Raw genomic sequence first — 3,109 nt, forward strand, 5'->3', positions numbered from 1 at the left:
GCTCTGCTGCTCGCGCATCACGTTACATAGGGAAAAGTGGACAAAATAAAGTCAAAATTTTTGTACAAATTTCTGTCGATTTGTGATATAATAAAAAAAGTGAATGACAGGACGGCAATTTGCTGTCAATATGATTGATAAGAGGTTTGCTTCCGCGTACATAACAGAGCTGTCGATATGTGCAGGATTCAGCTGAATATGCGGACAAAAAACAATTTCGTTGAAGAAGGGTGAAGTATGATGGCATCAAGAATGTTTCAGTCTATAATTTTACAGATGAAAGATGCGGTTGACCGCACAATCGGCATTATCAATGCCAGCGGCGCAGTTGTGGCCTGTACCGACCTCAAGCGGATCGGTGAAATGCGCGAAGACGCGGCGGCTGAGCTGTCCTATGTCGGCGACATGATTCGTTTTGGCGGCTATACTTATCGTCCGGTTGCAGACCGTTCGACTCGTTTTGAGTACGCAGTGTTTGTACACGGCGAAGATGAAAATGCCCGCAGCATCTGCTCGATGGCTGCCATTGCCGTCAGCAACATTAAGACGCTGTACGACGAAAAGCATGACAAGGCAACCTTTATCAAGAACATTATTCTGGACAACATCCTGCCGGGCGATATTTACATCAAGTCCCGCGAGCTGCACTTTGAGGGAGACACCACCCGCGCGGTATTCCTGGTTCGTCAGGAGGAACATGCGGATGTCGCTGCTCTGGACGTGATTCAGGGTCTGTTCCCGGATAAACAGCGCGATTTTGTCCTGCACATCAATGAAAATGACATCGTCCTCGTCAAGGAAGTCAAGCCGACAACCGATGACAAGGAGCTGATGAAGATCGCCAAGGGCATCGAAGAGACCTTGGAGAACGAATTGCAGATCAAGTGCCTGATTGGTATCGGCACCATTTGCAGCCAGCTCAAGGACGTGGCAAAATCCTTTAAGGAAGCACAGACTGCACTGGAAGTCGGTGTGGTATTTGACAACGAGCAGAACATCGTCAACTATGATACGCTGGGTCTGGCGCGTCTGATTTATCAGCTGCCGACGACGCTGTGTGAGATGTTCCTCAACGAGATCTTTAAGAAGGGTTCGATTGACGCTCTGGATCAGGAAACGCTGTTTACTATCCAGAAGTTCTTTGAAAACAACCTGAACGTGTCTGAGACCTCTCGTAAGCTGTTTGTACACAGAAACACGCTGGTTTACCGTCTGGAAAAGATCAAGAAGCTGACGGGTCTGGATCTGCGTGAGTTCGATCATGCCATTGTATTTAAGGTTGCCCTGATGGTACGCAAGTACTTGGCTTCTCGTGAGAGCGGACGCATGTAATCGACAATCGAGGTGAAATTTTTGATTAAACCAACGACTGCAAAGCGCATTATGGCGGTTGTCGCACTGATTTTGGCAGTGCTGATGCTGCTCAGTTCGGTTTCTGTCCTGTTCTGAGGACGAGCAAAATTTGATATTTTTGTGAACTCAACAAAAAATAGTTGCCGCAGGCTTTGTCCTGCGGTATTCTTTTTATAGAGAACATAGAATATTTCATGAGAAAGGGAGCGAGAGCGCATTGAAACGCATGGTATCGCTGCGGCGGGCGGTTGCTGCCGGTGCTGTAGCTACAATTGCCGGCGGACTGCTCACTGGCACGGTTGTCTATCACGCCGTTCATCCGAGCGGACGAGCTGGCGAGATTTATGATGTCCTGCGGCAGGCGGACAGCATCAGCCAGAACTACTTTGTTGGCGAAGATTATACAACAGACGATCTGATTAACGGCGCGCTGACGGGATATGCACAGGGGCTCGGCGACCGCTGGACGAGCTACATGACACCGGAATATTATCAGAGCTATCAGGATTCTGCGGCGGACTCCACGGTTGGCATCGGCGTGACGGTCAGCTATTTGGAAAACGATGACGGTACACATTATTTATATGTTAATACTGTAGCGACGGATTCTCCGGCGCAAAAAGCGGGCATCGGCTATTACGATAAAATCACGAGCATTAACGGCAAGAGCATCGATGATTTCGGCAGCTATGAAAAGGCAGTTGCCGCGGTACGCGGCAAAGCGGGCGGCGTTGTCGAACTGGGACTGCATCAGTATGCGACGGATCAGGATGTTACGCTGTCGGTCACGCGCGCAGAATACGAGCAGATTCATGTGACCTCACGCATGTTAGACAATCACATTGGATACATTCGGATTGAGAAGTTCGCAGATAATACGGATGAACAGTTTGATGCCGCTGTCAAGCAGATGCAGAAGCAGGGCGCGACCAGCTTGCTGTTTGACCTGCGAAACAATCCTGGCGGACAGCTGACGGCGCTGGTCAATTGTCTGGACACGCTGCTGCCGGAAGGCAAGATTATCTCGCTCAAAGACAAGGCGGGCAAGACGGAGGAGTACACATCGGATGCTGATGCAGTGGATTTGCCGATGGCGGTTCTCGTCAATGCCGATTCGTACAGTGCGGCGGAATTTTTCGCAGCAGCATTACAGGAGTATGGCAAGGCGACGATTGTCGGAGAAAAAACCGTTGGCAAGGGATACTCTCAGCAGGGCTTTGAACTGTCCAACGGCGGCTGCCTCAACATCTCGACGCACTGCTATTACACGCCGAAGGGCATCAGCTTGATTGGCAAGGGCGTGACGCCGGACAAACAGGTGGATTTGAGCGACGAGAAGAAAGAGCATTTCTATGTGCTGTCAGACAGCGAGGATGACCAGCTGCAAGCGGCAATTTCGGTGCTGGAAAAGTAAAAAACGGCAAAAAAATTGGCCGTTCCCGCAAAACACGTGCTTGACATCATACGATGGGATTTATATAATGAATAACAAGGCACGTTTGCATAAACGACATCTGATGAAAAATCTGTAATAGATCGAGGGGAAATATTCCATGAAACAAGAGTATAAAATGACACAGGAAAGCCTGGATAAGCTGAAGGAAGAGCACGAGTACCTCAGCACCGTCCGTATGCGTGAGATCACCGCGCAGATCAAGGAAGCCCTTTCTTTCGGCGACCTTTCCGAGAACGCAGAGTATCATGCAGCAAAGGATGAGCAGGGCAAGGTAAACTCCCGTATTCTGGAGCTGGAGAC

The 3,109-nt window shown here is 49.5% G+C and carries 2 protein-coding genes and 1 pseudogene; all 3 read left to right on the plus strand.

Annotated features, from left to right (window positions below):
* Positions 1-240: 240 nt before the first annotated feature.
* Positions 241-1,332 (plus strand): PucR family transcriptional regulator, encoded by a 1,092-nt coding sequence (locus ACR0P9_RS09980; RefSeq protein WP_432619735.1) that lies wholly within the window; start codon positions 241-243, stop codon positions 1,330-1,332.
* Positions 1,333-1,579: 247 nt separating this feature from the next.
* The gene (locus tag ACR0P9_RS09985; RefSeq protein WP_432619737.1) at positions 1,580-2,767 is read left to right on the plus strand and encodes a S41 family peptidase; all 1,188 of its coding nucleotides are present in this window, start codon (positions 1,580-1,582) and stop codon (positions 2,765-2,767) included.
* Positions 2,768-2,906: 139 nt separating this feature from the next.
* A pseudogene (locus ACR0P9_RS09990) lies at positions 2,907-3,109 on the plus strand (transcription elongation factor GreA); the annotation flags it as partial.

It is taken from the genome of Butyricicoccus sp. (assembly GCF_050872565.1).
Lineage (GTDB): Bacteria > Bacillota > Clostridia > Oscillospirales > Butyricicoccaceae > Butyricicoccus_A.